The organism is Ruegeria sp. CJ6 (genome assembly GCF_056536665.1).
Genome location: NZ_JBQFQB010000003.1, coordinates 174989 through 199577, shown reverse-complemented (window position 1 = coordinate 199577; position 24589 = coordinate 174989). Strand labels below are relative to the sequence as shown.

The 24589-nt window shown below is 57.8% G+C and carries 25 protein-coding genes; 16 read left to right on the top strand and 9 right to left on the bottom strand.

Annotation, left to right across the window (positions count from 1 at the left end; genetic code table 11):
• The first annotated feature begins 107 nt into the window (after positions 1-107).
• The 7 genes from ACR0BT_RS10650 to ACR0BT_RS10620 all read left to right on the top strand — a co-directional run bounded on the left by ACR0BT_RS10650 (position 108) and on the right by ACR0BT_RS10620 (position 6374).
• Positions 108-923 (top strand): hypothetical protein, encoded by an 816-nt coding sequence (locus tag ACR0BT_RS10650; RefSeq protein WP_170392141.1) that lies wholly within the window; start codon positions 108-110, stop codon positions 921-923.
• Positions 920-3046, top strand: coding sequence for a methylmalonyl-CoA mutase (gene scpA / locus ACR0BT_RS10645; RefSeq protein WP_170392139.1), 2127 nt, complete (start codon positions 920-922; stop codon positions 3044-3046). Before ACR0BT_RS10650 ends, scpA begins: the two co-directional genes overlap by 4 nt.
• A 109-nt stretch (positions 3047-3155) precedes the next feature.
• Positions 3156-3758: a VOC family protein gene (locus ACR0BT_RS10640; RefSeq protein WP_170401518.1), complete on the top strand. Its 603-nt coding sequence runs from the start codon at positions 3156-3158 to the stop codon at positions 3756-3758.
• Positions 3755-4279 (top strand): GNAT family N-acetyltransferase, encoded by a 525-nt coding sequence (locus tag ACR0BT_RS10635; RefSeq protein WP_170647971.1) that lies wholly within the window; start codon positions 3755-3757, stop codon positions 4277-4279. The genes ACR0BT_RS10640 and ACR0BT_RS10635 overlap by 4 nt, the downstream gene beginning before the upstream one ends.
• A 9-nt stretch (positions 4280-4288) precedes the next feature.
• A complete protein-coding gene (locus ACR0BT_RS10630; RefSeq protein ID WP_170392133.1) occupies positions 4289-4969 on the top strand; it encodes a molecular chaperone DjiA in 681 nt (226 codons plus the stop codon).
• A gap of 3 nt (positions 4970-4972) precedes the next feature.
• Complete coding sequence (locus tag ACR0BT_RS10625; protein WP_480763108.1) at positions 4973-5965, top strand: endonuclease/exonuclease/phosphatase family protein; 993 nt, start codon at positions 4973-4975, stop codon at positions 5963-5965.
• 37 nt (positions 5966-6002) lie between these two features.
• Entirely contained in the window at positions 6003-6374 is a 372-nt protein-coding gene (locus tag ACR0BT_RS10620; RefSeq protein WP_170512319.1) for a hypothetical protein, read from the top strand.
• Here the strand turns inward: ACR0BT_RS10620 and ACR0BT_RS10615 are convergent, their stop codons facing one another.
• The 5 genes from ACR0BT_RS10615 to ACR0BT_RS10595 form a co-directional block, all read right to left on the bottom strand.
• Positions 6375-7919, bottom strand: a complete 1545-nt coding sequence (locus ACR0BT_RS10615; protein WP_170401504.1) for a Ppx/GppA family phosphatase — start codon at positions 7917-7919, stop codon at positions 6375-6377. It lies immediately after the preceding gene.
• Between the two features lie 50 nt (positions 7920-7969).
• On the bottom strand, positions 7970-8659 hold the full coding sequence (locus tag ACR0BT_RS10610) for an HdaA/DnaA family protein (RefSeq protein ID WP_170392125.1): 690 nt from the start codon (positions 8657-8659) through the stop codon (positions 7970-7972).
• Positions 8660-9733: an AI-2E family transporter gene (locus ACR0BT_RS10605; protein WP_170392915.1), complete on the bottom strand. Its 1074-nt coding sequence runs from the start codon at positions 9731-9733 to the stop codon at positions 8660-8662.
• A gap of 90 nt (positions 9734-9823) precedes the next feature.
• Positions 9824-10798: an isopenicillin N synthase family dioxygenase gene (locus tag ACR0BT_RS10600; protein WP_480763107.1), complete on the bottom strand. Its 975-nt coding sequence runs from the start codon at positions 10796-10798 to the stop codon at positions 9824-9826.
• The gene (locus tag ACR0BT_RS10595) at positions 10798-12195 is read right to left on the bottom strand and encodes an FAD-dependent oxidoreductase (protein WP_480763106.1); all 1398 of its coding nucleotides are present in this window, start codon (positions 12193-12195) and stop codon (positions 10798-10800) included. The genes ACR0BT_RS10600 and ACR0BT_RS10595 overlap by 1 nt, the downstream gene beginning before the upstream one ends.
• Positions 12196-12327: 132 nt before the next feature.
• On the opposite strand from ACR0BT_RS10595, the gene proS reads away from it, so the two are divergent.
• A complete protein-coding gene (gene proS / locus ACR0BT_RS10590) occupies positions 12328-13668 on the top strand; it encodes a proline--tRNA ligase (protein ID WP_170818770.1) in 1341 nt (446 codons plus the stop codon).
• 30 nt (positions 13669-13698) lie between these two features.
• Here the strand turns inward: proS and ACR0BT_RS10585 are convergent, their stop codons facing one another.
• Positions 13699-14055 carry a hypothetical protein gene (locus ACR0BT_RS10585; RefSeq protein ID WP_170563856.1) on the bottom strand — a complete coding sequence of 119 codons (357 nt, stop codon included), beginning with the start codon at positions 14053-14055 and terminating at the stop codon, positions 13699-13701.
• Between the two features lie 392 nt (positions 14056-14447).
• Here ACR0BT_RS10585 and ACR0BT_RS10580 point away from each other — a divergent pair, with 392 nt between their 5' ends.
• On the top strand, positions 14448-15734 hold the full coding sequence (locus ACR0BT_RS10580) for a lipoprotein-releasing ABC transporter permease subunit (protein WP_480763105.1): 1287 nt from the start codon (positions 14448-14450) through the stop codon (positions 15732-15734).
• Positions 15727-16413 carry an ABC transporter ATP-binding protein gene (locus ACR0BT_RS10575; RefSeq protein ID WP_480763104.1) on the top strand — a complete coding sequence of 229 codons (687 nt, stop codon included), beginning with the start codon at positions 15727-15729 and terminating at the stop codon, positions 16411-16413. Before ACR0BT_RS10580 ends, ACR0BT_RS10575 begins: the two co-directional genes overlap by 8 nt.
• Here ACR0BT_RS10575 and ACR0BT_RS10570 read toward each other — a convergent pair.
• Positions 16397-16834, bottom strand: a complete 438-nt coding sequence (locus tag ACR0BT_RS10570) for a DMT family transporter (RefSeq protein WP_170609410.1) — start codon at positions 16832-16834, stop codon at positions 16397-16399. The two genes, ACR0BT_RS10575 and ACR0BT_RS10570, sit on opposite strands and share 17 nt — an antisense overlap.
• A 97-nt stretch (positions 16835-16931) precedes the next feature.
• Between ACR0BT_RS10570 and ACR0BT_RS10565 the strand changes: the two genes are divergently transcribed.
• Positions 16932-17339 carry a c-type cytochrome gene (locus ACR0BT_RS10565; protein WP_170392112.1) on the top strand — a complete coding sequence of 136 codons (408 nt, stop codon included), beginning with the start codon at positions 16932-16934 and terminating at the stop codon, positions 17337-17339.
• A gap of 5 nt (positions 17340-17344) precedes the next feature.
• Here the strand turns inward: ACR0BT_RS10565 and ACR0BT_RS10560 are convergent, their stop codons facing one another.
• Positions 17345-18031 (bottom strand): hypothetical protein, encoded by a 687-nt coding sequence (locus ACR0BT_RS10560; protein ID WP_480763103.1) that lies wholly within the window; start codon positions 18029-18031, stop codon positions 17345-17347.
• Positions 18032-18073: 42 nt separating this feature from the next.
• Positions 18074-18736, bottom strand: a complete 663-nt coding sequence (locus ACR0BT_RS10555) for a DNA-3-methyladenine glycosylase I (protein WP_170512305.1) — start codon at positions 18734-18736, stop codon at positions 18074-18076.
• Positions 18737-19070: 334 nt separating this feature from the next.
• Between ACR0BT_RS10555 and ACR0BT_RS10550 the strand changes: the two genes are divergently transcribed.
• From ACR0BT_RS10550 to ACR0BT_RS10530, 5 genes are all read left to right on the top strand, one after another.
• On the top strand, positions 19071-20021 hold the full coding sequence (locus ACR0BT_RS10550) for an ABC transporter substrate-binding protein (RefSeq protein WP_170392106.1): 951 nt from the start codon (positions 19071-19073) through the stop codon (positions 20019-20021).
• Between the two features lie 10 nt (positions 20022-20031).
• Positions 20032-21081 (top strand): betaine/proline/choline family ABC transporter ATP-binding protein, encoded by a 1050-nt coding sequence (locus ACR0BT_RS10545; RefSeq protein WP_170401466.1) that lies wholly within the window; start codon positions 20032-20034, stop codon positions 21079-21081.
• Positions 21078-23141, top strand: coding sequence for an ABC transporter permease (locus ACR0BT_RS10540; protein WP_480763101.1), 2064 nt, complete (start codon positions 21078-21080; stop codon positions 23139-23141). Before ACR0BT_RS10545 ends, ACR0BT_RS10540 begins: the two co-directional genes overlap by 4 nt.
• Positions 23142-23246: 105 nt before the next feature.
• Positions 23247-23912, top strand: coding sequence for an NnrU family protein (locus ACR0BT_RS10535; RefSeq protein WP_480763100.1), 666 nt, complete (start codon positions 23247-23249; stop codon positions 23910-23912).
• Positions 23913-23984: 72 nt separating this feature from the next.
• Positions 23985-24521 (top strand): DUF2478 domain-containing protein, encoded by a 537-nt coding sequence (locus ACR0BT_RS10530; protein ID WP_170735506.1) that lies wholly within the window; start codon positions 23985-23987, stop codon positions 24519-24521.
• The last annotated feature ends 68 nt before the right edge of the window (positions 24522-24589 follow it).

The window sequence follows — 24589 nt, the reverse complement described above, 5'->3', positions numbered from 1 at the left end:
GATCACCAAAAATTTGCTTCGTGGACGCCGCACCCACCCATGCGTATTTATCAATTTGCCTACAAAATGCGCCGTTCCCGCGGCCTTCGCGTGGGGAGAGTAGGCCGATGGAAGTGATCCTGCATTGCGGTGCACATCGATGTGCAAGCACCAGTTTCCAGAACTATCTGAGCCGGAACGTGCAGGTCCTTGCAGATCAAGGTCTGGCGTATTGGGGGCCGGAGCGAACACGCTCCAATGGCCTCAACAGCTTGAACAAATTGACGCCTGAGGTCTGTGATGGATTACGCCGCGAGCTGGACGTATGTCAGAAAGACGGCGCGACGCAGCTATTGGTCAGCCAAGAGAATTTCGTGGGCTCAATGGAGCGCAATATTGCCTTTGCCTCGCTCTATCCAGGTATGCAGGAACGTGGGCAGCTTTTGGCAAGGGCATTTGATGGAAGAGTCACCAAAATTGCTTTGAATATCCGCGCGTTGGATATGTATTGGTCTTCCGTGGCCGCCTATAAGTTCAAACGTGGTAGCGCCCCAATAGAGCCCACAAAGTGGACCCGCATCGCGCAAAGCAAGCGGAGCTGGCGAGACGTCATCACCGATATTAGCCACGCCTTCCCGGGCGTCCCATTGCTCGTTTTGCCGTTTGAGGAATTTGCGGGTCATCAACAGGCGCAGCTTCAGGCGCTGACGGGTCGCACCGCGCCCGAATTCAGCGATGGCCTTGCGTTGAATGCTGCGCCCAAACCCACGCCCCATGGTCTGACCGCTGAACATGCGATGCAGCTTTGGGCTGATTATGCCGATGATCTGGAATGGCTTGCCTCGGGCGCCGATGGGAGGGCTGAACTGATCTGCCGGACAGATAGCAATGCACGCGGGGTCGCCCCCGCCGAAACCAGAATTGAACAGAGGAAATCGACATGACCGACACCAACGACTGGCAGGTGCTGGCTGAAAAAGAGCTGCGCGGCCGACCTTTGGGCGATCTGACCAAAGTGACGCTGGAAGGCATCGACGTCAAACCGCTTTATACTCAGGAAGACACGGCTGATCTGCCGCATATGGGCTCGCTTCCGGGCTTCGGTCCGTTTACGCGCGGCGTAAAGGCGACGATGTATGCAGGGCGCCCTTGGACGATCCGTCAATATGCAGGCTTCTCGACGGCTGAAGAATCGAATGCATTTTACCGCCGCAATCTGGCAGCCGGCCAGCAAGGTGTCTCGGTCGCCTTCGATCTGGCGACTCACCGGGGGTATGACAGTGACCATCCCCGTGTGGTGGGCGATGTCGGCAAGGCCGGTGTGGCCATCGACAGCGTTGAGGATATGAAAATCCTGTTCGACGGTATCCCGCTGGACAAGGTTTCAGTCTCAATGACGATGAACGGGGCAGTGATCCCGGTTCTGGCCAGCTTCATCGTTGCAGGTGAAGAGCAGGGGCATGACAAGGCCGTGCTCTCGGGCACCATTCAGAACGACATTCTGAAAGAGTTTATGGTGCGTAACACCTATATCTACCCGCCCGAGCCTTCGATGAAGATCATCTCGGACATCATCGATTACACTTCGAATGAGATGCCCAAGTTCAACTCGATCTCGATCTCGGGCTATCACATGCAAGAGGCCGGGGCGAACCTGGTGCAGGAACTGGCTTATACGCTGGCCGACGGGCGCGAATATGTGCGCGCCGCGACGGAATCAGGCATGGACGTGGATAAGTTCGCGGGTCGTCTGTCGTTCTTCTTTGCCATCGGCATGAATTTCTTCATGGAGATCGCGAAACTGCGCGCCGCGCGCACCCTTTGGCATCGGGTAATGACCGAGTTCGGGGCGAAATCCGAACGGTCGAAAATGCTACGAACTCATTGCCAGACCTCGGGCGTGTCGCTGCAGGAACAGGACCCCTATAACAACGTGGTCCGCACCGCCTATGAGGCCATGAGCGCGGTTCTGGGCGGCACACAGTCACTGCATACCAACGCACTGGACGAGGCGATCGCGCTGCCAACCGATTTCTCGGCACGTATCGCGCGAAACACGCAGCTGGTGTTGCAAGAGGAAACCGGCGTGACCGATGTGGTCGATCCGCTGGCGGGCTCTTACTACGTCGAAAGCCTGACCAACGAGCTGGTCGAAAAAGCCTGGGCTCTAATGGAAGAGGTCGAGGAAATGGGCGGTATGACCAAGGCCGTTGCTAGTGGCATGCCCAAGCTGCGGATCGAGGAAAGCGCTGCGCGCCGTCAGGCCATGATCGACCGGGGTGAAGAGGTCATCGTTGGTGTCAACAAGTATCGCAAAGAGCAAGAAGACCCGATCGATATTCTGGACGTCGATAACGTGGCCGTGCGTGAAGCTCAGGTCGCGCGGCTGGAGCGTATCCGTGCAACGCGCGACGAGGCGGCTTGCCAACAGGCGCTGGACGCCCTGACAACAACCGCCCGCGAGGGAGGCAACCTGCTGGCCGCCGCCGTCGAGGCCGCCCGAGCCCGCGCATCCGTAGGAGAGATCAGCATGGCAATGGAGAAAGAGTTCGGTCGCCACCGTGCCGAAGTGAAGACCCTGGCCGGTGTTTACGGTGCGGCCTACGAGGGTGACGAAGGTTTTGCCGCGATTCAGAATTCCATAGAAGAATTCGCCAAGGCCGAGGGGCGTCGCCCGCGTCTGCTGGTGGTCAAGATGGGGCAAGACGGCCACGATCGAGGGGCCAAGGTGATCGCCACTGCTTTTGCTGATATCGGGTTTGACGTAGATGTCGGCCCTCTGTTCCAGACACCTGCAGAAGCCGCACAGGACGCGGTGGACAATGATGTGCATGTGATCGGGATCTCTTCGCAGGCTGCGGGGCATAAGACATTGGCGCCTCAGTTGGTTGAGGAACTGAAAAAGGCAGGGGCTGAAGACATCATAGTCATCTGCGGTGGGGTCATTCCGCAACAGGATTACCAGTTCCTTTACGATCACGGTGTGAAGGCGATCTTTGGTCCGGGAACGAACATCCCTGAAGCGGCACAAGACATCTTGCGTTTGATCGGCGAAGCCAAAACTTGACGCCAGCGCCAAGATTTTTCGTACGAAAAATCTTGTGATTTCGCCCCTTTGCGGAAAACATGCGACCAGACCCAAATGGTCTGGTCGTTTGTCATCAGGAGGCGTCTTCATGTTACTGGATCATCTGGCTGTTGCGGGCGAAACGCTTGAAGAAGCTTCTGACCATATCGAACAGGCGCTGGGCGTACGGCTTCAGGACGGCGGCAAGCATGAAAAATTCGGGACGTATAATCGACTTTTGGGCTTGCGGGATGGGCTCTATCTGGAGGCGATTGCGATCGACCCCGAAGCCTCCAAACCGCAAAGGACGCGCTGGTTCGATCTGGACCGGTTCACCGGATCACCCCGCCTGACCAACTGGATTTGCCGGGTTCCGGATATCGAAGCGTCACTGACCGTTTTCCCTGACGGCGTCGGACAACCTATCGATCTGAACCGAGGCGCGCTGCGCTGGCGTATGGCAGTCCCCCCAAATGGACGTCTGCCATTTGACAACCTCTTTCCGGCGCTTATCGAGTGGAAGGGTGATCTGCATCCGGCACAAATGCTTCAGGACAGTGGCTGCCGGTTACGCCGCCTTATAGTGTGCCATCCGGATGCAATCGACTTAGCCAAAGGTCTGGGGGCGTTGGAGTATGTCGCGTTTGACAGCGGCCCGGCTGCATTGCGCGCTGAAATCGAAACACCGCACGGGTTGCGCGTGCTGGAATGAACATCCGGCAGGCCAGAGCCCACGATGCATCCGCGATTGCGGCGATAGCAAACGTGATTATCCGTGATACGCTGGTCACTTTCACCACCGATGAACGCAGCGTTGAAAGCGTGGTGGCAGAGATCGAAACCAGAAGCCCCGCCTTCTTGGTCGCCGAGCGCAGTGGTGCCGTCGAGGGGTTTGCGACCTATGGCACTTTCCGCTCGGGACCGGGATATGCGCAGTGCCGCGAACATTCGATACAGTTGGCACCCGAAGCCAGAGGCCAGAATGTTGGCCGTTCGTTGATGGAGGCTCTTGAAGCCATCGCGCGGGAGGATAACGTGCATGTCTTGGTGGCGGGCATTTCATCGGCCAACCCCGCAGCCATCGCCTTCCATAAGGCAATTGGCTTCAAGAAGGTGGGACGCATGCCTGAAGTGGGGTTCAAATGGGGGCAGCGGCTGGATCTTGTCCTGATGCAGAAAATACTCGGCCCGCAGTCATCTGTCGCACCTGACAGTCGTGACAAGGCACGCTAGGGTGCGCCCATGTCGATCTGGTCCAGAATAGCCGACGCGCTGAACGCGCTTGCCCAGGGCGAAAGCCTGACTGCGGTGTTTGAGAAACTGCGCACGCCGCCAGAACGTTCGGTGGCCTTTGCGATTGCCGTCGTGGCGCTTGGCGCCAAGATGGCCAAGGCCGACGGTCAGGTGACGCGGGATGAGGTGACGGCTTTTCGTGAAGTGTTCCAGATCGCGCCCGAAGATGAAGACGGGGCGGCCAAGGTCTTTGACATGGCACGGACAGACGTTGCTGGATATCAGGACTATGCCCGCCGGATTGCCCGCATGTTCGCCGAAGATAGCACCACCCTGTGCGATTTGATGGAAGGGCTGTTTCACATTGCCATGGCGGACGGGTTCTACCATCCGAACGAAAACGAGTTTTTGGAAGAAGTCAGCCGCATTTTCGGCCAGACCGACGCTCAGTTCATGGCCCTGCGCGCGCGTTTCGTACCGGATGCGCCGAAAGACCCCTATACGGTTCTGGGCGTTCCCCGCGACGCTCCTCTGACCGAAATTCGCAAGGTTTGGCGGCAACTGGTGCGAGAAACTCATCCCGATGCGATGTTGGCACGCGGCGTTCCGGAAGAGGCGGTGCGGCTGGCCGAGAAAAAGATGATTGACATCAACCGCGCCTGGGATGAAATCAACGGCGCCCGGGTCTGATCCGTGCGGTTGGCGACCTACAATATCGAATGGTTCGCCAACCTGTTTGATCGCAATGACAGCCTGATTGTCGATGACAGCTGGTCAGGGCGTCACGATGTGACCAAGGCCCGGCAGGTTGAGGCGATCGCAAAGGTGCTGACAGCGATTGATGCCGATGCGATGCTGATCGTCGAAGCCCCCAACACAGGCAAGTCTCAGAATACCGTCCGTGCCTTGCAGCGATTTGCCGAGGCGTTCGGTCTGCGTACAAGCCATGCAATCATGGGATTTCCCAATGATACACATCAGGAATTGGCCCTGCTTTATGATCCCGAAATTCTTACAGCCAAACACGACGCAAGGGAGGCTGAGAACGCGCCGCGTTTCGATGCCGAGTTCCGGATCGACCTGGATGTGGATGCGACCGAGGATCTTGTTCGGTTTTCAAAGCCTCCGATGGAATTGGCGATCCAAACAACCTCAGGGCAGGAGTTTCGACTGATCGGGGCGCATCTGAAGTCCAAAGCGCCCCATGGCGCTGCATCGCGGGATAAGATGATACGAATTTCGATTGCCAATCGCCGTAAGCAGTTGGCGCAGGCGGTATGGCTGGGTCGACGGGTCCGACATCATTTGACGGAGCAAGAGCCGGTGATTTTGCTGGGCGATCTCAATGACGGACCCGGGCTGGATGAGTTCGAACACCTCTTCGGTCGATCGTCGGTCGAGATATTGTTGCAGGCGGGGCTCTATGATCCTCATGCAGCAAGGGCATTGGAACTGCGCCCCGGTTCTGTCCCCGCAACTGCACGATTTGCGCGGCCTAATGAGGGACGGTATCTTGAGGCGTTGTTGGACTACATAATGATTAGCGAGGATTTGCGCGCCCACCACCCGAACTGGCGCATCTGGCATCCGTTTCGCGATGCCGCCTGCTGGGGCAACCCCGAGCTGAGGGATGCCTTGCTAACCGCATCCGACCACTTCCCGGTGACGTTGGATATCGACCTCTGACCTTTCAACACTCGGCACGCTCGCTTATATTCAAGCTATGCTACGTCTCATGCTGATCAGCGCTATTTGTACCGCCTTGGCCCTGCCTGCCCAAGCACAGGACGATTCGGGTAAGTCGCTGATGGAGCGGGGTGCCGAGTTGTTTCTGGAAGGCTTGCGGCAAGAGATGGAGCCCACGATCGAAGACCTGCGTGGATTTGCGGACCAATTTGGTCCGGCTTTGCAGTCTTTCATGCGGGAAATGGGTCCGGCGCTGGCTGAGTTGGCTGCTCAGGTGCAGGATTGGAGCGCGTATGAATCGCCCGAGATGTTACCAAACGGCGACATTATCATCCGCAAGAAGCCCAAAGATCAGCCCGAAGAAGTTGTGCCGGAAGAAGAGACTTCTAACGGTTATACCGATATCTGATTATCCGCGAATGATCACTTTGGGTTCTGATTTCAGCGCGCCGGCCAACGAGTTAAAACGGGCCTCGGCGACTTCGTTGAACAATGCGCCTGCCGATTTGGGCAGACGCAGTTCGAGCTTTTGTTTTTTGGGATAGTAACGCATCTTGCCCATGGCTGCGTCGTGCTGCATCCAAAGCATCGCTCCGAACCGTAGTGCTTTGCCCAGGATTTCGGCTTGTTCCTGGCCGCGTTCGTCGAGCAGTTCGTAAAGCTCGGTAAAGCGGCTCCCTTCGCGTTTGTTGCGATATCGGTGTTGCAAAGCGAGCCCGATAAAGATCCGCTCGGAGTGTTTGATCCCGCTCATGTTGGCGCGGGTGACATATTCGAAACAGGCCTCGGCCCGGTAATCTGGATGCGCACGCCAACTGACGTCATGCAGCAGACAAGCTGCCTTGATCAGGCGCAGCATCGGTTCCGGCGCGGAACGGAACAAGGGCATGACAAAATCGAACAGGTGTTTGCCGAAACCGGGCAAGCGCGCGTCTTTCGCTTCGGCAAACCGGCAGGCTTCGATCAAAGGATCCCGGTCGCGCAGGCGTTGCGGCATCTGTTCATACAGCAATCCTTCGCGGATGCCGTAGCTAGAAATCGCTATGTCCTTGGGTTTGAACGTGCGGATCAGGCGGGAAAGCACATCCATTGCATAGGGGATCAATGCCATACGCGAGCCCGACACACCGGCCAATGCGCGCAATTCATCAGGATCATTCTGTTCGATGAACTTGATGGTCTCGCGTACCTGACTTTGTGTCATGCGGTATTCGTGCAGCACGTTCAGCGGATAGCCTCGGCGCAGCATATCTAGCCGGGCAAAGGCGCGCCAGCTGCCGCCGACCAGAAACAGCCGATCACGTTGAGGGCCCATCCGGTCGCGCATCTCTTCCAGCGTCTTCTTGATATGCTCCTTACGCGCCCGGCGACCGCCTTTGATATCGCGCAGCTTGAGCGGCCCCAGGGGCGAAGTCATGCGACGTCCGACCTTGCCGCCTCCGATCTCAGCGAGTTCGACGGACGAGCCACCGATGTCGCAGATCAGCCCATAAGCTCCGGGCCAACCCAGCAGCACGCCCTGAGCTGAGAGCCGTGCTTCTTCCTCGCCATCGACAACGTTGATGATCAGGCCGGTTTCGGCTTTTGCCTGCGCGCAGAAATCCGGTCCATCGCTGGCCTCGCGCACCGCAGCGGTGGCGACCGCGTGCAGGGCGGGCAGGCCGAGGTCTCTGGCAAGATGCTGAAACCTGTGCAAGGCAGCCAGCGCCCGTTTGCGACCTTCAGGGTTCAGTCGGCCGGTCTCTGACAGGCCGGCGCCCAGTTCGCACATCACCTTTTCATTGTAGAAATAGGCCGGTGAGCGCGCCGCACCGTCAAAAATCACCATCCGGACCGAGTTCGATCCGATATCGACAACCCCGACCCGGGAAAGTGCACGGGCGCCCGGATCTTCGAACAGCGGCCTTCCGAACAGCCCGTGATCCGGGAAATCAGTCTCGGCAATCTTGGTCATGGTGTCCCCAGGTCTTTTGCGCGACAGGATGCGAGATCACCCTTGTCCGGTCAATTGCAGGCATCCGATTGTTCGGCTTCTGTGTTCAATAGACGCACCGCCAGCGCACGGGTGATGTCGCGTTTTTCGGTCAGCGCAATTTCGTCCAGCTGTTCGACGACGCGGGCGGCGGTTTCAAAGCTGCGATTCATGTGCTTGACCAGATAGGCTATGACATCAGGCCCCGGATTGAGCTGCCGGTCGGTGAATAGCTTCGCCAGCACTGCGCCCAGCAACGCATCGTCCGGCCCTTCAAGCGACACATGATGCGCACCTTCGGCCCGGCTTTGCAGATCGGCCAGCGGCAGATGCCACAGTTTCGGCGTCGTGCGCCCGGTCATCAGCAAGGCGTGGCCCTCGGCCAGAACCAGATTGTGCAAATGGAACAGAGTTTTCTGCTGCTCGACGTCCGCCGCGATTACTGGCACATCTTCGACCGCCACCGGACCGCGCGCCAGGTCCGGCACGTCGTCATATCGAAGCGCGGCGGCTTGTACGATTCGACCGCCGGTCTCGCCGGCCCAGACATGCGCCAGATGGGTCTTGCCCGATCCTGCAGGGCCGCTCAGCACCAGTTTGTTGCCAGGCCATGAGGTGGCAGAGATCATCGCAACAGCTAGCGCATTAGCAGGCGAGACGAAAAAGTCTTCGCGGCCCAAGGCAGTCTTGGACGGCAGATCAAAGCTGAGCTGCATGGCCATTTATTCGTCTTCCTGATTGAGCCCTTCAAGCCCGGTATATAGGCGGCTGTGCAGATACTGCTCGGTCGCAAACCGTGCCAGCACGCCCAAGGCAGCCGCTACAGGTACTGCGATCAGCATTCCGACAAAGCCGAACAGCGCGCCGAAGACCGACAAGGCCAGCAGCAGCCAGACCGGGTGCAGGCCCACCGAACTACCGACGAGTTTGGGCGTCAGGAAGTTGCCCTCGGTCACCTGTCCGATAGCAAAAATACCGGCGACCAAACCGATATGTGCCCAATCCCCCCAGAACTGAAACAGGGCCAGGCCTATGGCTAGGGTGCCTCCGATCAGGGCGCCCAAATAGGGGATGAAGGTTACCAGTCCTGCAATGAAGCCGACGATCAGGCCGAATTGCAGACCGACCAGCATCAATGCGACAGCATAGTAGGTGCCGAGGATCAGGCAGACGGTACCCATTCCACGCACGAATGAGGCAAGAACGGCGTCGATTTCACCAGCAAGTCGTTTGATCGTGGGGGCGTGATCACGGGGCAAGAGCTCTCCGATCCGGGTGATCATGCGATCCCAATCCATCAGCAGATAAACCGCGACAACCGGTACGATAACCAACAGGACGACGACATTTATCGCTGAACCCAATGAGGCCAGAACGGTTTGCAGCACATCGCCGGTTTTTGATTTCAGCGTCTCGCCAAATGACACCAGCATCTGGTGGGTATTTGATTCGCGATCGAGCAAAGCCGGGAATTGTTTCTCAATAAAGGCACGCAGTTCTTTAAAAAGGCTTGGCAAAACATCAATCAGATCCAGTAGCTGTGTGATCAACGCGGGCACAACCATAAGAATCATCAAAACAAAACCAAACACGCCGACAACGGTAATGATCCCGGTCGCAGCCATGCGCGAAAGGCCGAGTGTTTCCAGGCGGTCCGCAACGGGATCAAGGAAATATGCAATCGCACCACCGATCACAAAGGGCAGCAAGACATCGCCCAACAGGTACAAAAGCAGCACGAAAACAGCGGCGGCAATGCCCCAGTATCTAAGCTGATCCTTCACCGGCAAGGCCATGGCGCAATCCCTCGTTCGCACAGCATTGCCGTGTTCTTGGCCCATGACGCCCGGCGATGCAAGCGGTTCATGGCGCGCGATTTTTATACCCTAGTCTGTCAGAGTACCCAGTTCCGGTGTCTCACCTGTGGCCATTTCATCAGGCCAGTTGGTGCGCCAGATTTCCGCCGACCAGTGTCCGCAATGTACCTTCGGGCGATCAAAGCCGGACAGGGCAGGCAGCAGTGGCGCAACCACCACATCGTGGCGCGGAACGGCGAAATAAGGGAAGGAATAGCGTTCACGCCCGGATCGATTAACCACGCGATGCGGGGTCGATTTCAACCGCCCGCCCGACCACAGTTCCAGCATGTCGCCGATATTGACCACGAAGCCGCCGGGCGGGCAGTCCGGTGTGATCCAGCCGCCGGTGCGGGTCTGCACCTCAAGTCCTCCGACCGGATCGGGAGCGATTATTGTCAGCGCGTCGGTGTCCTTATGCGGATGAATTCCATAGCCAAGCTCATCCGGGGATTGTGGCGGATAGTGTAGCAGGGTCATGTTGGTCATCGGGTCGCGGAAGGCGTCGCGTAGTGTGTTGGGCGGGATTTTTAACCCCACTTCCAATGCACCCAGCAAAAGATCTGTCACGCCATCAAGCTGTAGCCAGTAATCCAGTATTACCGCGCGGGCCTGGGGCACTTCTCGGGGCCAGATATTCGGGCCGTAAAGTGCGCATTCAACCCGGATCGGCGCATCTTCGGCTGCTTCGAAATGCAGCTTGTAACCTTCGTACTTATCCGCCGCGCCCGAGCCGTCATTGGGCGTGAAGAACCCCATCGGAATGTACCCACGATAGTTTTCGCGGGTGATGGCCTGATCCCATTTTCGGGCCTCGTCGATATCAAAGATCGCACTGACACACTCGCGCACCTGCTCGATGTGCTCAGGCGCGATGCCTGTCCCTGTGATCGATAGAAACCCGATGCTGGTGCAGGCATCCATGATCTGCGCGACCGTTGCCTGATACAGCGGACCAGAAGGATCAGTCAGCGGGCTGATATCTATGGTTGGAATACGCTCCATCAGTTAATTCTCACGCCTTGTCGTTCCAGTTCCTGATGCACAGGAACAAGGTTCATGCTGTCGAGATCTTGATTGCTTTTCAAGGATAACGCCGCAGCGATCCCTGCGCCCTGACCCATCACCGCGCAGCAGGACATGTTGCGCGTCGCGGCGTGAGCGACCCGATCCGCGCCATGGGACCGGCCCGCAACCAACAGGCCCTTGATCCCTTTGGGCAGCATCGAGCGATACGGAATCTGCATATATCGCCCCGTGGTCGGCAAGATCAGAATGCCGTAGCCATCGATGAATTCAGGGTAGATACCGATGGAATCCTCGAACCGGCCCTGATGACGCGCGTCATTTTCGGTCATGTTGTAGACAGCATCGATCTTGCGCGTATCCCGAATGCCTATGGTCATTCCGAAATTGCGTAGACGTGCGTTTTCGCACCCCGGCATGAAACGGCGGAGGGCATCAATGGCCAGCATCGCCTGTCGGCGGCCTTCGATTTCACCAAAGGTCAGGCTGTCGGGGTCGGTTCCATCGATCTGGTCCATATGAATCAGGTTCATATAGGTCAGTTCTCCGGTATCGTGCATCGCCCCCCAGGTCCCTGCGATCGTGTTCAAATGAGCCGGTATCAGGCCCTCATCAATCGCCTGCTGGAAGGGTTTCTTGACGAAGGGCGAGAACATGTCGTCCTCTTTGCCCGAGGTTTCGATATTCCATTCGCCACCGCCACCCCAGTCTTTGTAGGTCTGCGGGTCGGCTTTGACACCTTCCATAAAGGCCCGTTTGTCGACACCGGCCAGATGGAACATCACTGAGGCCGCCATCATGTCCTCGCGTGGCGTCTTGTGCGTCGGGGCGCCCGCGCGATGCGCTACATCTGCATCCCCTGTGGCGTCGATGACAACCTTGGCCAAGATCGCCTCACGCCCCGCTTTGGATTCGGTAATCACCCCAGTGATGCGATCCCCCTCCATGATCGGGGCGACGAATTGCCGGTGCAACATCGGATGGACGCCAGCCTCTTCAACCAGCTTGTCGGCCACCAGCTTGAAGCCCTCGCTGTCCAGTTCGTAGCTGAGCGATTGGCTTTCAGGCACTGCTGCACCCATCTCTTTGGCGCGGGTTTCGAACTCCATGCCGATGCCTCCGGCCTCGACAGTTTGTTCGTGGCGATACCAGGCAAAACCTTCGACGCCGACTGCCGTAATATTTCCACCCATGCAACCGAATCTATCCATCAAGGAAACTTCGGCCCCAGCGCGTGCGGCAGCCAGCGCTGCTGACAATCCAGCGGGGCCCGAGCCCACAACCAATACGTCTGTCTGATGAACAACGGGGATCTGGCGGGCGGGTTCGGTGATTGTTTGCATTGCTGCCTCGCGGTTTAACGTTTGCGCCAACATTGAAAACCCCGGCGTTGCGGTCAATCAAAAAACCGACTGCGCATGGGTCGCAAAACACCGATGTGCGATTGCCCCCGGCTAGGCTTTGGAATAATCACCTTGCAGCGAAATTCTCACCCGTAAGGTTACGTTATGCGCCTCAGCCGTTACTTTCTGCCCGTTCTCAAGGAAAACCCCTCGGAGGCTCAGATCGTCAGCCACCGGCTGATGCTGCGTGCCGGGATGATCAAACAGGCCGCCGCCGGGATCTATTCCTGGTTGCCATTGGGCTTCAAAGTTCTGCGCAAGCTGGAGAACATTGTGCATGAAGAGCAGGCGCGGGCTGGGCACATCGCGATCCAGATGCCGATTCTGCAATCAGCCGACCTGTGGCGCGAATCCGGTCGTTATGACGATTATGGCCAGGAAATGTTGCGCATGCAGGACCGCCACGGTCGCGATATGCTGTACACGCCGACCGCCGAGGAACTGGTGACCGACATCTTCCGCGGCCACGTGAGCAGCTACAAAGACCTGCCGCTGACGCTCTATCAGATTCAGTGGAAGTTCCGCGATGAAATCCGCCCACGTTTCGGCGTGATGCGGGGGCGCGAGTTCTACATGAAGGACGGATACAATTTCGATCTGACCAAAGAAGACGCGCTGCACGCCTATAACCGCCACTTGGTCAGCTATCTGCGTACTTATGAGCGGATGGGTCTGCAAGCCATCCCGATGCGCGCTGATTCTGGACCTATCGGCGGTGACTACACGCATGAGTTCCTCGTACTGGCCGATACTGGCGAATCCGAGGTCTTTTATGACAGCGCGGTCACAGATCTGACCTTCGGCGATCGTGAGATCGACTATGATAGCCGCGAACAGTGTCAGGCGATCCTCGAAGAGTTCACTTCTAAATACGCCCGAACGGACGAAACCCACGACGAAGCCCTGTTTGACCAAATCCCCGAAAACCGCCGCCGCGTGGCGCGTGGTATCGAAGTGGGGCAGATCTTTTATTTTGGCACCCAGTATTCCGAAGCTCTTGGAGCGACTGTGCAAGGCCCCGATGGCAAGCCGGTTCCGGTGCATATGGGCAGCCACGGCATCGGCGTTAGCCGCCTGATCGGTGCGATCATCGAAGCCAGCCATGACGATAAGGGCATCATTTGGCCCGAAGGCGTGACTCCATTCCATTGCGGCATTGTGAACTTGAAGCAAGGTGATGAAGAGGCGGACGCGGCGTGCGATAAACTCTACAGCGCGTTGACTGCGTTGGGGCTTGAGCCGCTTTATGATGATCGGAATGAACGGGCAGGAGGCAAGTTTGCCACCATGGACCTGATCGGTCTGCCGTGGCGCATCACAGTGGGCCCGCGTGGTCTGAAGAACGGTGTGGTCGAACTCACCAGCCGCCGTACCGGCGAAAGTGAGGAACTCAGCCCCGAAGCGGCCGTCACCAAGATCGCAGAAATCTATGAGGGCATCGCCTGAACAAGGCGGTGCAACCTTCGGCGGTTTAGCTCAGGAAGCTGAGGTCGGACGTGCGGTCAGGAAATCGCCGTCCGCTTCGCTGCCGCGTGCGACCACGATCGGGCGACCAAAGCGGCGTACAAGTTCCGCCAGTTCGAAGCCCAGAAACCGCAATCCACAGACGCGTTCGTCAGTGGTGCGATCCGTGATGCACAGCCGCCCCTGCCGGAAAGCAAGGCGATAGCCTTTGTCCCGCAGTATGTCGGCCAAACCGGCCCAGCTTGCTGCGCTTGTGAAAACTGGCCTGATCGCTGCCCGCAACAATGCGGCGCTTTCGCAATCCAGTTCTGTTGCTGCTGAACGGGCAGTAATCGGGCCCGTACCTTCCATATGTTCTTGAATACCCATGAGCGTGCCTCCGCCCTTAAACTCTTAAAATGTGTCCCCCACACAAATAGGGTGACAAAGTTTCTCACACTAATCAATTTGTGAAACAATATTTCGCACCTGAATGTTGCGATTGTGACTCAGTCGGGTGCTGATATCTCACATTGACTTCATAACTGAAACAATAAGCCCTTGTCTGTGAAGGGGTTCACAACCATTGGTATAATTTGCGGCCAGTGATTTCTCGTGCTGCCGCTGATGAGTTGGCGCTTGGGGCAAATGATTCGTTTCAAACTGTTCTTTTCGCCCCTTAATCGGGCGCAGTAACGCCGAACCGGTGTCCGCACGATAACTGGCTTGACCATCCGGCGAAATGTCGAAAGGGTCGCGAAAAATCTGAACCCGAGGCAGGAATGGCCAAATCTCCCCCGCCCTTTGCCCCTTTCGAATGGAAAATCGCCTGGCGATACCTCCGTGCCCGTAGGGCCGAAGGGGGCGTTAGCGTGATGACCTGGATCTCGCTGATCGGGATTACGCTCGCTGTGTTCGCTCTGATCGCGACGCTGGCTGTTCGGTCCGGATTCCGGTCAGAATTCGTGGGCACTATTCTTGGGGCCAACGCACATGTCACGGTGTATTCCGCCGGAGAAATCGATGCGCAGGGGCGGCTAGACCGCACCATCACGGATTTCGATGGAATGGCCGAGCGGATCGCGCAGGTGCCGGGGGTCGAACGGGCAGCACCGCTTGTCAAAGGGCAGGTGCTGATCACCAATGCGGACCGCAGTTCAGGCGTGCAGGTCTTTGGCATTCGTCCCGAAGATCTGGCCGGGTTGCCCGGTATTGCAGAAAGCGAAGAGGCCTATGGTGACCTGTCACGGTTCCCGGACGGCATCGCCATCGGCTCGGGCGTGGCGCGGGCCATCGGGGCGACGGTGGGGGATCGGGTCAAACTGACCTCGCCCAACGGTGTCAAAACCGCATTTGGCACATCTCCCCGCGTGAACGCTTATGAGGTAGTCTATGTCTTTTCTGCCGGGCGCTATGACATCGACCGCACGCGCGTCTACATGCCGTTTGCCGAGGCGCAAAGATTTTTCAACCGTGAAGGCGTGGCGGACGAGATCGAAGTGATGGTCGAGCGCCCCGAAGAGCTGATCCCGATCCTGATTCCGATCATTGAGGCCGCAGGTGAGCGCAGCCAGATCTGGACTTGGCAGGATGCCTCTGGAGGATTCCTGCGGGCGCTGGAGGTCGAAGACAATGTGATGTTCATCATACTGTCGATCCTCGTGCTGATTGCAGCAATGAACATCGTCTCGGGGTTGATCATGCTGGTGAAGAACAAAGGGCGCGACATCGGTATTCTGCGGACCATTGGCCTTAGCGAAGGGTCGGTGCTGCGGGTGTTTTTCATTTGCGGGGCCTTTACTGGCATCATCGGAACCGCCATGGGGGTCATTCTGGGCTGCCTTTTCGCCATCTATATCGATCCGATTTTTTCCTTCGTGAACTACGTCATGGGTGGCGGCGTCTGGGACCCGTCCATTCGCGGCATCTACGCCTTGCCCGCCGAATTACACCTGTCTGACGTCTTGAAAGCGGTGGGTCTGTCACTTGGCCTGTCTTTCCTTGTCACCTATTTCCCGGCTCGTCGCGCAGCGCGGCTGAACCCGGTTGAGGCCCTGCGCTATGAATGATGTGACTTTAAGGCTCAGCGGTCTGACCAAGACCTATCTGCAAGGCACCCCGGGAGAGGTGCAGGTTCTGCGCGGTGCCGATCTGGAGCTGCGCGCGGGTGAGGCTGTGGCATTGGTTGCGCCATCCGGGGCGGGCAAGTCGACCCTACTGCATATCGCGGGCCTGCTGGATATCCCGGATACCGGCGAAGTCGAAGTCGCGGGGCAGGGCGCGACGGGCAAAGGGGATCGCACGCGCACAGCGATCCGTCGGCGCGATGTTGGCTTCGTCTATCAGTTCCACCATCTGTTGCCTGAGTTTACGGCGCTGGAGAACATCGTGTTGCCGCAACTGGCAAACGGTGCTTCTGAGAAAGCAGCGCAAGCCCGTGCGATGCAGTTGCTTGATCGCGTTGGCGTCGCTCCGCGCGCAGATCACCGGCCAGCAGCCTTGTCGGGCGGAGAGCAACAGCGCGTGGCCTTCTGCCGGGCACTGGCAAATCAGCCACGTGTGCTGCTGGCGGATGAGCCGACCGGCAATCTGGACCCCGATACCTCGGATCAGGTGTTCGCGGCCCTCATGGCGCTGGTGCGGGATGAAGGGCTTTCGGCGCTGATCGCGACGCATAACCTTGATCTGGCGGCGCGGATGGACCGGATGTTGCAGCTGGAGGGGGGCGTGCTCAGGCCAGCTGAGTGATGGCGACCCCGATTGCCATTACTGCAATGCCTCCTGCCCGCATGAATGTCAGCGGCGTAACCTGAGCGCCGAACAGACCGAAATGGTCAATCGCAGCTGTGCTGATCAACTGGCCGAGCAAGACGAAAAACACCGCATTGCCCACGCCAAAATGTGGGGCCACATGGGTGATTGAAAGCACATAGAAGGCGATTAATACGCCGCCCAGAAGCAGATGCTTGGGGGCTTGTGCGACTTTGGCGAAGGCATCGGATCCACCGAGCACCAAAAGCGCCAGTGCTGAAGCGACAAAGGCGATCGCAAACAGAATGACGGCGGCCGCATTTGGTGAGCCGATCAACTTGCCTAATGCGGCGTTCAGCGCGGCGAGGATGGGTACGCCGATCCCGGCGGCCAGCATGATGGCTGCGTATTGTGTCATTGCCTTTTGTCCCTGCGCCTATTTCGTTGATCTGGATCATTGCGTCAGCGCGACCTCCCGGCAAGTCTCGAATTGCAAGGCAGGAGGGAGAAAAGTGATGATCCGATCAATACTTGGCGCGGGCGCGCTGACTGTACTTACCATGATACCACAGGCCTCTTCAGCTCAGGACGTGGAGACCGGGGCCGAGCTGTATCAGCACTATTGCGCTACCTGTCATGGACTGGATGCAACGGGGCATGGGCCAATGGCCGGGGTGCTGGTGATCCAGCCGACAAACCTGAGAACGCTGGCCGATGCAAATGGTGTATTTCCGACAGCGCGCGTCGTGGCGCGGATTGACGGGCGCGAACCTTTGGTCAGCCATGGCAGCCCGATGCCGGTTTATGGCCCCTATTTCGAAGGTAACGACACCGCGATCAAAACGCCGGAAGGGCAGCCAATCCTGACCAGCAAGCCAATCGTGGATCTAGTGGCTTACCTGAAGACCCTGCAAGTGAACTAAAAAGCTCAGCGACAGATGCCATTAATCTCTGCGCCCGCCCAGGGTATCAGGACGGAGCTTTCGCGCCTGTTACCGGGCAATTTCGAGACTTCGAATTGGGCGCTTAGCATATCGTGCAGACGCTTGGTTCGAGGTGCGTCGGGGTCGAGCGCCCGGCAGCAAACATATTCCTCGACGATGGCGCCCTGCTGTTCGTAACCATAGGCCAGAAAATCGGGCGAAGTATCAAGGTCGAACAGGTAAGGATCGTCCTTCCGGCCATGCTCTGCTGCAGCGCGGAACGGGTGATAACCAGTTGTCTTGCGATTTTGCCACTGCCAGACATGGGTTAATTCATGCGCAAGCAACATTGCCCCGATCAGGTTCACCTGATCGGGGTACTGGCTCATGTAGTCGTCCAGATACCAGTCCTTCGTGAAATATACATGGTTGAACAACGCAACGCCCGCGGGTTTGCCGGTCACGGTTTCCTCTTTGACAGGTGGTAAGATCCGTTCACGGCAGGCAACCCGAGGGCGGGCTTTGCGGGTAAATGTAACCGCTGCGACGGGGGCACCCTCTACCAATCGCACACGATCCAGATTCAATGTGTCTCCGTGGATTTTACTGACAAATGCGCGCTCGTGATCGGTTAGAGGTCGACCACAGGCCACAAATAGAAACAGCAATAAAATCAACAGGGGACGGATCATGGCATTAAGCCTAATGCGGCAGCTCGGCGCTGCAAGTCGTTTTCAAAGGCTCATCGCCAGAACCCGGCTGATTTCCGTCAGCGATCGCCCGGATTGTCCCATCCATGTATTGAACGCGGCCTGCACCGCGGCCATTGCTTTTTTGGAGGTTGCAGGTTTGTCGATAACGCCCTCAGCGATCAGACGAGCTGTTACATCTTGAGACAGAATAAAGCTGTCCCGACCGGCAAATCGCATAGCATACTGCGCCGAAGCACCGCCAAGCCGCGATCCGCGCTTGGCGAGCATCTGTAGCAAGCCGACATAATCCTGTGATGGCCACCCGCCCAGAATTTGCCCGACGCCACCTTCCGCGCGGAGTTCTAGCAGAAACGCGGCATTGTCGCGCACTGTGGCAATCTTAGTTCCGTTGCGGACAATGCGGGTGTCCTGCAGCAGTGCGTCGAATTTCTCGTCATCCATGAATGCGCAGCGTCCAATGTCGAAGCCGTCAAATGCCGTTTCGAATCCGTCCCACTTCGATTCGATCACTTTCCAGTTAAACCCTGCCTGGAACACGGTTTTCGTAATAATCGATAACCAGCGATCATCTGACATCGCCACCAATTCGGCGATTGGTTTAGGCTTGCTTAGCTTGCTTTCCAGTTCGGCGGGGCCGCCGTGGCGATCAGCCGATATCTGGTAGATCTTTTCAAAGTGACGCATCTCCCAGACCCTCCCTTATCCAGATGCTGCCTTATTAAGAAGATTTGACAAGGCAAATCAGATCTTGAGATGAAGCGCGTGTTTTATATTGACTAGTCAATCAATATCTTTGACGGTTCCGAACTGACGGTGTTAAGTGTGTGTATTGCCGAGTGGAGCAGCAGGGATGGGTTGTGTTTTCACGCTTGATGAAGCGCGTCGGACCCGGAACAACTGTTCCCTTTCCTTTTTCGGCTAAACTTGTGCATGTTGCGAAATGTGCTGTGACCACAAATGATCCTGGGCGGGCTCGATATCGCCATGGGGCAAACGTAAAAAACAGGGAGTTGTTGTTATGAAAAAGCTAAGCGTGAGCTTTTTGGCTATCGCAGTGGCCGGGGCGGCCCATGCCGCAGATATGGGCGCGGTCGATGAACCGATCAAGCTGGCGATCAACGAATGGACCGGTCAACATGTGACCACCCATGTGGCAGGTGAGATGCTGAAGGCCGCCGGTTATAACGTAGAATACGTGACCGCCGGGATGATGAATCAGTTCCAGGCGTTGGCCGATGGGGACATTGACGCGACATTGGAAATCTGGTCGTCCAACGTGTCCGACGAATATGCCAAGAAGATCGACGAAGGCACCGTTGTTGAAATCGGCGATCTGGGGCTTGATGCCAAGGAAGGCATTGCCTACCCGGCACATGTGGCGGAGCTCTGCCCGGGCCTGCCTGCGTGGGAAGCGCTGAAAGAGTGTGCGCAAGTTTTTGCTACGGCTGAAACTCTGCCCGGTGGCCGTCTGGTCGATTACCCAGCGGATTGGGGTACGCCCGGCGCGGATCGTATGACCGGTCTTGAATTGCCGTTCAAAGCGGTCCCCGCGGGTTCCGAGGGCGCTTTGATCGCCGAATTGCGCGCCTCGACCGAGCGCAAGTCGCCGTTGCTGATCACCTTCTGGCAGCCACATTGGGCGATGTCGGCATATGACGTACAGTTTGTCGAACTGCCTGCAGGCGAAGAGGCGTGCTTTAACGATCCGTCTTGGGGCCCGAACCCCAACGCAGTGAATGATTGCGATTTCTCGCCGTCACGTATCTTCAAGGCCGGTTGGAGCGGCATGGCAGACAAGTGGCCCGCTGCCTATGAAATCCTGACTAACTATCAGCTTTCGGTCGAAGACCAGCAGCCAATGATGGGGGCGATCGACGTAGATGGTGGCGCGGTCGAAGAAGTCGTCGCGGCATGGATGGCCGAGAATGAAGACAAATGGCGCCCCGTCGTTGACGCGGCAACGCAGTGAGTCCGCTTAAGTGACTGAAGCGAATACGCCAGCCATCGCCTGCCAGAATCTCTGGCAGGTGTTTGGCCAAGGTGCCGACAAAGCTCTGACCGACGCGCTGTCTCGGTCAGGGAGTGACGCTGACAAAGCCGCCGCCGATTTGCGCGAACTGGGGTTTATCCCTGCTGTTCAGGATGCCAATTTCGAGGTCAAAGAAGGCGAGCTTTTTGTCATCATGGGTTTGTCCGGCTCGGGCAAATCGACGCTGATTCGTTGCATTTCGCAACTTCTGCCCGGTACGGGCGGCGAGATCCGTGTGGATGGCGAGAATGTCATCGGTGCATCGAAGAAAACCCTGACTGAATTAAGGCGCAAGAAGCTGGGCATGGTTTTCCAGCATTTTGGCCTGTTCCCTCATATGACCGTGGCTGAAAACGTGGCTTATCCGCTACGTGTGCAAGGCGTCGGCAAAAAGGAACGTTTGGCGCGTGCGCAGGAAGTAATCTCGCTGGTCGGCCTGGAAGGCCGCGAAGATAGCTTTCCCCGGCAGCTTTCGGGTGGTCAACGCCAACGCGTGGGGATCGCGCGCAGCCTTGCGGTGAATCCCGATATCTGGTTTCTGGACGAGCCGTTCTCGGCCCTTGATCCTTTGATCCGCCGCCAGCTGCAGGATGAATTCCTACGCATCCAGGCGACGTTGAAAAAATCCATTGTCTTTATCACTCACGACATTCAAGAGGCGCTGAAACTGGCCGACCGCATCGCCATCATGCGCGATGGCAAGATCGTTCAGATCGGCACGCCGACGGATATCGTGCTGCGTCCGGTAGACGACTACGTGCGCGAATTTTCTAAGGACGTCGCCAAAGGCCAGCATGCTAAGGTTGCTTCGGTCATGCGTGATGATGCTGAGCGTGGGCCGGATGATCCGGGCCTGACCACATCCATGACGCTCGACGCGGCGCTCGCGCATTGCATGGAGCTGTATGAACCCGTTCCTGTCCGTGATGCAGACGGCAATATTGTCGGTACGGTTCATCCGTCCGATCTCGCCGCAGCTTTGCAGGTGGATGAAGCATGACCGCTGTGACGGATATCCCCGCGCGGCAGGCCCGCCTGACGGCTGGGACGCAGGCCGCGCTGATTACCCTTGTCGTTGGCGCGGTTTGCCTTGCGCTGGAAGGCGTCGCCCCATGGCTGGTCACATGGCCCAAAGAATGGGAACTGCCTGCAACGCAATGGGTTGGTGCGTTTCTCGACTGGTTTCTGAATGGCATTAAACCGGCGATGCGGTTGTTTTCGGACCTGATGACTTATCCGATGAATGCTGCAAACTACGTGCTTGGCAGCACGCCCTGGCCGATCTTGATTGGGGTCGTCACTGCGCTGGGTTGGTATCTGGGCGGTCTGCCGATGGCGGCGCTGGGGTTCTTTGGCCTCAGCTTCGTTCTGGCTTCAGGCTATTGGGCCGAGAGCATGAATACGCTTGCCCTTGTCGCCGTATCTGTCCCCGTGGCGCTGATTATGGGCGGGGCTATCGGTATTCTTGCCAATGAAGTGCCACGTGTGAAGGCCTTTGTTCAGGCCGTGCTCGATATCATGCAGACGGTGCCGACCTTTGCCTATCTGACGCCGCTGCTGCTTCTGTTTGGCTTCGGTCCGGTGGTTGGCCTGATCGCCTCGGCCATCTACGCCGCGCCACCTATGGCTCGCAACGTTATGCTGGGGCTGGAACGGGTAGAGCCCGAAATCAAAGAAGCTGCGATCATGTCCGGTGGGACGCGCTGGCAGCAGCTCTTTCAGGTCGAAATTCCTGCTGCCACGACTCAGATCATGGTTGGTGTGAACCAATGCCTCATGGCCGCGCTGTCGATGGTGATCATCGCCGCCGTCATCGGCGGCTTCAACGACATCGGCTGGGAAGTTCTGTTAACCATGCGCAAGGCGCAGTTCGGTGAATCCCTCATGGCCGGTTTGGTCATCGTTGTCTTCGCAGTGATCATCGACCGGATGAGCGGCACTTTGGCGACCGAGCGCAAGCGATATGACAGCCGCGTTGTCTGGGCGATGCTGGGCTTTGCAGTGCTGTTTACCGCTGCCTTCTGGTCCCGGTTGCCGAACCCGTCTGACCTTACAGTTCTGGACCCGATGGCCGAGGCGATTGACACCGGCCTGACCTCATTTACGCAGGCTAACGGGCCTTGGCTGGACGCACTCAAGAACAATTCTCTGTTCTATGTGTTGTTGCCCTTGCGGATCGGTCTGGACCAGGCTGTACTACCGTTCACCTGGGGGTTCCAGTGGACCCCGAGCATGAGCTGGGGTCTGTTCGCCGCTGGTGCGGCTATCGCTCTGCTGATGACATGGCGCGGGCATCTGACCGGTGGACTGATCGTTCTTATCCTGATCGGAATGCTGGAAACCGGCATATCAAACCTGCCTTGGCCGTTTGTCCTGACGGGCGCGGCTGCGCTGGGTTGGGTCGCGGGTGGCTTGCGTCTTGCGGCGCTGTCGGTTGGGCTGCTGTGTACCATCCTCGTTTCAGGCCTGTGGGAGCGGGCACTCCTGTCGCTCTACCTCAGCGGTGCCGCAGTGTTTTCCTGCGCAGTAGTCGGAGGGCTGATCGGTCTTGCCAGCGCAGTTTGGGGGCCGGTCTGGAAAGTGGTTCGCCCGATCTGTGATATGCTGCAGACGATCCCACTGTTTGTGTTCCTGATCCCGGTTCTGATGGTGTTTCAGATCGGTGAGTTCTCGGCCTTCCTGGCGATCTGCGCCTACGCCATCGTCCCGATGATCCGCTACACGCGACACGGGCTGGTCAACACACCCGAGGAAATGATGGAAGCCGCAATCTCCAGCGGCGCGACCGAGTGGCAGATCATGCGCGACGTCCGCGCGCCCTATGCCGCACCGACCATCCTACTGGGGCTGAACCAGACCATCCTCTATGCCTTCGCCATGCTGGTGATAGCGGCACTGATCGGGACAACCGGTCTGGGCCAGTCGATTTATCTGGCGCTGGGGCAGGCGGATGTGGGGCTTGGCATCTCGGCCGGTGCCGCCATGGCAATTTTAGCACTGATCGCTGATCGTATGGTGCAGGGTTTTGCCGAGGAACGCCGAAAGGCACTGGGCCTGTAAGACAGGGCAGGGGCGGGTAACCGCCCCTTTGCCCTCACTTGATTTCGGACAAAGACCAGCGCGCTGTCACGGCCTAAACCGGGCGCAACACGTTCGGAGATTACGATGACTGGTTGGGGCCTCTTCCTCGCAGCACTTGCCACATTCCTTCTTAGCCACATGATTCCAGCGCGCCCCGCAGTGCGCGGCTGGCTGATCGGCACGATGGGAAAGCGCGCATATTTCGCCAGCTATTCAATGATTTCGCTAGCAGTTTTGGCCTGGTTGATCATCGCCGCCGCAAATGCACCCTATGTCGAAGTGATCCCGCCGCTTCCGATCTTTCGCTGGGTGCCTTTGCTGGTCATGCCTATAGTCTGCTGGTTGGCCATTGCGGGCCTGTCGATCCAGAATCCATTTTCGTTCGGAGGGTTGGGGCACCGTCCGTTCGATCCCGAAAACCCAGGAATCCTGCGCATGACTCGTCATCCGATCCTTGTTGCGTTGATGCTATGGGCTTTGGCACATCTGTTGGTCAATGGAAGCCTGTCGCATGTCATCTTGTTCGGCTTGTTTGCTGGCTTTGCGGTGATGGGCATGGCGCTCATTGATCACCGCACCGCGCGCAATTTGGGGACGGAATGGGTACGCCTTTCCCGCAATACGGCGCGCCTGTCACTCAGCGCGCCCCGCCCTTGGCCCAGACTTTGGGTCTGGTTGACTGCTTTGGCTTCTTACGCGGTTCTCCTCCACCTGCACGCATCGGTGATCGGGCTTTCTCCGTTGCCTTGATGGATGAAGGTGGTCGGACAAGCCGACGCGTGCTATCTGAAACGTCACCAATTGAACTTTGAGGTCCAAAAAATGCATCTGGCCTATGTTACGACAACCGATCGCGGCGCAACCGATCGCCTGCTTAGCGAATTTGCGGATGGTCTTGTGCAGGCCGGAACACCGATTGCCGGGGTTGTGCAGACCAACACCGAATGTGCCGACGGATATAAATGCGATATGGATCTGAAAGTCTTGCCGACCGGGGAAACCATTCGCATCTCACAATCTCTTGGCAAGAACGCTCGGGGTTGCCGTCTGGATCCGGCTGAATTGGAACGGGCCGTCGGCCTCGTGACGCGGTCGCTTGAGGATGGCCCTCAATTGCTGATCATCAACAAGTTCGGAAAGCACGAGGCGGACGGGCGGGGCTTTCGCCCAATTATCGCCGACGCACTAGAGCGTGAGATTCCCGTCTTGGTGGGCGTCAATAAATTGAACATTGAAAAGTTTCAGGAATTCGCCGGCGGCATAGCCGAGTCGCTTGGCCCCGATGTCAGCAGCCTGACTGAGTGGTTTGACAAAATATCCCAAACTGACGTTCAACCCGCCGCGGCATCTGGCGGCTGAAGCCCAGGCATCCATCTGCTGAGCTGCGCGCATTGTTTCACGCGCCCAACTGCCGCAAAAATGGTGGA

What these genes read in the sequence shown, in the direction of transcription:
- ACR0BT_RS10540 (WP_480763101.1), top strand. Translation starts at nt 21,078, where the DNA reads ATGACCGCTGTGACGGATATCCCCGCGCGGCAGGCCCGCCTGACGGCT.
- ACR0BT_RS10535 (WP_480763100.1), top strand. Translation starts at nt 23,247, where the DNA reads ATGACTGGTTGGGGCCTCTTCCTCGCAGCACTTGCCACATTCCTTCTT.
- ACR0BT_RS10585 (WP_170563856.1), bottom strand. Translation starts at nt 14,055, where the DNA reads ATGGGTATTCAAGAACATATGGAAGGTACGGGCCCGATTACTGCCCGT.
- ACR0BT_RS10640 (WP_170401518.1), top strand. Translation starts at nt 3,156, where the DNA reads ATGTTACTGGATCATCTGGCTGTTGCGGGCGAAACGCTTGAAGAAGCT.
- ACR0BT_RS10570 (WP_170609410.1), bottom strand. Translation starts at nt 16,834, where the DNA reads ATGACACAATACGCAGCCATCATGCTGGCCGCCGGGATCGGCGTACCC.
- ACR0BT_RS10620 (WP_170512319.1), top strand. Translation starts at nt 6,003, where the DNA reads ATGCTACGTCTCATGCTGATCAGCGCTATTTGTACCGCCTTGGCCCTG.
- ACR0BT_RS10650 (WP_170392141.1), top strand. Translation starts at nt 108, where the DNA reads ATGGAAGTGATCCTGCATTGCGGTGCACATCGATGTGCAAGCACCAGT.
- scpA (WP_170392139.1), top strand. Translation starts at nt 920, where the DNA reads ATGACCGACACCAACGACTGGCAGGTGCTGGCTGAAAAAGAGCTGCGC.
- ACR0BT_RS10630 (WP_170392133.1), top strand. Translation starts at nt 4,289, where the DNA reads ATGTCGATCTGGTCCAGAATAGCCGACGCGCTGAACGCGCTTGCCCAG.
- ACR0BT_RS10565 (WP_170392112.1), top strand. Translation starts at nt 16,932, where the DNA reads ATGATCCGATCAATACTTGGCGCGGGCGCGCTGACTGTACTTACCATG.
- ACR0BT_RS10605 (WP_170392915.1), bottom strand. Translation starts at nt 9,733, where the DNA reads ATGGCCTTGCCGGTGAAGGATCAGCTTAGATACTGGGGCATTGCCGCC.
- ACR0BT_RS10580 (WP_480763105.1), top strand. Translation starts at nt 14,448, where the DNA reads ATGGCCAAATCTCCCCCGCCCTTTGCCCCTTTCGAATGGAAAATCGCC.
- proS (WP_170818770.1), top strand. Translation starts at nt 12,328, where the DNA reads ATGCGCCTCAGCCGTTACTTTCTGCCCGTTCTCAAGGAAAACCCCTCG.
- ACR0BT_RS10530 (WP_170735506.1), top strand. Translation starts at nt 23,985, where the DNA reads ATGCATCTGGCCTATGTTACGACAACCGATCGCGGCGCAACCGATCGC.
- ACR0BT_RS10550 (WP_170392106.1), top strand. Translation starts at nt 19,071, where the DNA reads ATGAAAAAGCTAAGCGTGAGCTTTTTGGCTATCGCAGTGGCCGGGGCG.
- ACR0BT_RS10600 (WP_480763107.1), bottom strand. Translation starts at nt 10,798, where the DNA reads ATGGAGCGTATTCCAACCATAGATATCAGCCCGCTGACTGATCCTTCT.
- ACR0BT_RS10575 (WP_480763104.1), top strand. Translation starts at nt 15,727, where the DNA reads ATGAATGATGTGACTTTAAGGCTCAGCGGTCTGACCAAGACCTATCTG.
- ACR0BT_RS10635 (WP_170647971.1), top strand. Translation starts at nt 3,755, where the DNA reads ATGAACATCCGGCAGGCCAGAGCCCACGATGCATCCGCGATTGCGGCG.
- ACR0BT_RS10610 (WP_170392125.1), bottom strand. Translation starts at nt 8,659, where the DNA reads ATGGCCATGCAGCTCAGCTTTGATCTGCCGTCCAAGACTGCCTTGGGC.
- ACR0BT_RS10595 (WP_480763106.1), bottom strand. Translation starts at nt 12,195, where the DNA reads ATGTTGGCGCAAACGTTAAACCGCGAGGCAGCAATGCAAACAATCACC.
- ACR0BT_RS10560 (WP_480763103.1), bottom strand. Translation starts at nt 18,031, where the DNA reads ATGATCCGTCCCCTGTTGATTTTATTGCTGTTTCTATTTGTGGCCTGT.
- ACR0BT_RS10555 (WP_170512305.1), bottom strand. Translation starts at nt 18,736, where the DNA reads ATGCGTCACTTTGAAAAGATCTACCAGATATCGGCTGATCGCCACGGC.
- ACR0BT_RS10615 (WP_170401504.1), bottom strand. Translation starts at nt 7,919, where the DNA reads ATGACCAAGATTGCCGAGACTGATTTCCCGGATCACGGGCTGTTCGGA.